We start from the raw sequence: 969 nt of genomic DNA, 5'->3' as shown, positions 1-969 counted from the left end.
GGCCGTCATCGGGTCATAGCTGATGCTGGGGTTCATCTCATTGGCGATGGAGTTGGCCCCCACGTCTGACATCATCAGCGTCAGCCCGTCCGGCCGCTGCAGTGCCACAAAGGCCCCGGCGATGGCGCCGCCCGCGCCGGGGCGATTCTCGACCACGAGTGTCTGGCCATTGGCATGCTCGGCGAAGCGTGCGGCGACGGTGCGGCTCAGCGTGTCGATGGCACCGCCGGCGCCGAAGGGCACGATCAGGCGGATGGGACGATCGGGCCAGGGATTCTGCGCCACAGCCGGCGCCGCGAGCAGGCCTGCGCCTGCCGCCAGCATGGCGCGCCGCGCCATCTTTCCCTGATGCATTCCTGGATCCTCCTGCTCCGGGTTGTCCCGGCCTTCCCTGGGCTTTGCCGCTTCCCGGCAGCGGTTGCAAGCTGGAAAGGGAATGGCCACGCCGGGATCGCGGCATGGCCATCGGCGGCAGATCAGCGCAGCGCGGCGCGGTAACGCTCCAGCATCTGCTGACCCTCGGCGCCGGCACGCTGGACCCATTCCTGCGTCTGCGTGTCACCGATCACGCGGAGGTCGGTCATCAGCTGGGCGGGGGCCTCGGGCAGCTCCATGCCGCGCTGGCGGAGCCGGTCGGCCATGACAGTCTCCGCCTCGATCGCCATCTGCCGGCCGCGCGTGGTGGCGCGGGCGGCGGCGGCGAGGACGGCGGCACGGGTCGGCTCGTCGAGCGCCATCAGCGCGCGGGTATTGGCGAAGACCGCGTTGCGCGTCCGCATGCCGCCGACATTGTACCAGTAGCGCGTGTAGTCCAAGGCGCTGAMGGAATTGCCCGTCTGGGCCGAGGTGAACATGGACTGGATGACGTTGGTGGCGAAGGCCTGGCTCACCTCGGCCGCCTGCACGGTGACGCCCGTCGCGCCCAACAGCTCCGCCATGCGCATGGTCACGTTGTTGTAGGCGCGGAAG

General features: G+C 69.7%; 2 protein-coding genes. Both read right to left on the bottom strand.

What is annotated here, in order from left to right; all coding sequences use genetic code 11:
• A partial coding sequence (locus AC1DWF_RS32705) for a tripartite tricarboxylate transporter substrate-binding protein (RefSeq protein WP_476842672.1) occupies positions 1 to 354 on the bottom strand: 354 nt, incomplete at its 3' end.
• Positions 355 to 476: 122 nt separating this feature from the next.
• On the bottom strand, positions 477 to 969 hold a 493-nt coding region (locus tag AC1DWF_RS32700), incomplete at its 5' end, for a type 2 periplasmic-binding domain-containing protein (RefSeq protein WP_476842671.1).

The sequence above is a fragment of the Aminobacter sp. P4_D5 genome (assembly GCF_056401815.1).
This window is presented reverse-complemented; position numbering and strand designations above follow the sequence as displayed.